At 67.6% G+C, this 1,310-nt stretch carries 1 protein-coding gene; it reads left to right on the top strand.

Annotation, left to right across the window (positions count from 1 at the left end; genetic code table 11):
• The first annotated feature begins 93 nt into the window (after positions 1 to 93).
• The gene (locus ACFU7D_RS29650) at positions 94 to 1,173 is read left to right on the top strand and encodes a branched-chain amino acid aminotransferase (protein WP_378729347.1); all 1,080 of its coding nucleotides are present in this window, start codon (positions 94 to 96) and stop codon (positions 1,171 to 1,173) included.
• The last annotated feature ends 137 nt before the right edge of the window (positions 1,174 to 1,310 follow it).

A 1,310-nucleotide genomic window follows, 5' to 3' on the forward strand; every position in this document is an offset into this window, starting at 1 on the left:
CAGAGAACTCTGCGCCCGGCCCTTCGTCTGTCCTCATCACTTACCCCTGCCGCAATGGCACAGCACTCGCAGAACAGGACTAATCTCATGGTCATGGAGATCAGCACCACATTGTCGACCCAACCGGCCACCGACAAGCAGCTCGCGGAGGTCCTGGCGAACCCAGGCTTCGGCAACCATTTCACCGATCACATGCTCACCGTCGAGTGGACGCCCGAACAGGGTTGGCACAACGGTCGCATCGAGGCGTACGCACCGCTCAGCCTGGATCCGTCGGCAGCCGTGCTGCACTACGCCCAGGAGATCTTCGAGGGGATGAAGGCCTACCGGCACGAGGACGGCTCGATCTGGTCGTTCCGGCCCGAGGCCAACGCCGCCCGGATGGCCCGCTCCAGCGAGCGGCTCGCGCTGCCCGTCCTCGACATCGAGGACTTCGTGCAGACCGTCTTCGACCTGGTCAAGGTCGACCAGCGCTGGGTGCCCGAGGCCTCCGAGACCGACGAGAAGAGCCTCTACCTGCGGCCCTTCATGTTCGCCTCGGAGTCGTTCCTCGGCGTGCGCCCGGCCCAGCACGTGACCTACATGGTCATCGCCTCGCCCGCCGGCTCCTACTTCAAGGGCGGCGTGAAGCCGGTGCGGATCTGGCTCACCGAGGACTACACCCGCGCAGGCCGCGGCGGCATGGGTGCGGCCAAGACCGGCGGCAACTACGCCTCCTCCCTGGTCGCCCAGGCCGAGGCCTCGGCCAACGGCTGCGACCAGGTGGTGTTCCTGGACGCGCAGGAGGGCAAGTACGTCGAGGAGCTCGGCGGCATGAACCTCTACTTCGTCCACGCTGACGGCCGCATCGTCACCCCCGAGACCGGAACCATCCTCGAGGGCATCACCCGCGCCTCCATCATCGAGCTCGCGGGCAAGCTCGGCTACACCGTCGAGGAGCGCCGGTTCGCGATCGACGAGTGGAAGGCCGGCGTCGAGTCCGGCGAGATCACCGAGGTCTTCGCCTGCGGTACCGCCGCCGTCGTCACCCCCGTCGGTGAGCTCGTCCACAACGGCGGCTCCATCGCCTCCGCCGGTGACGGCGAGGTCTGGAAGACCATCCGCAAGCAGCTCGTCGACATCCAGTTCGGCCGCGCCGAGGACACCTTCGGCTGGATGCGCAAGATCGTCTGACCCCGCAGGCCGAGAAGTCACTCGCGTCGGCCGAGGCGTCAGGTACGCAGGTCGAAGCGTCACCCCGGTCGGCCGAGGTGGCACCCCGGTGCCATCTCGGCCGTCGGAGGTGACGCCTCCGGGCTTCGGGCGGTTTC

It is taken from the genome of Nocardioides sp. NPDC057577, assembly GCF_042801335.1.
GTDB lineage: Bacteria > Actinomycetota > Actinomycetes > Propionibacteriales > Nocardioidaceae > Nocardioides.

What these genes read in the sequence shown, in the direction of transcription:
- ACFU7D_RS29650 (WP_378729347.1), top strand. Translation starts at nt 94, where the DNA reads ATGGAGATCAGCACCACATTGTCGACCCAACCGGCCACCGACAAGCAG.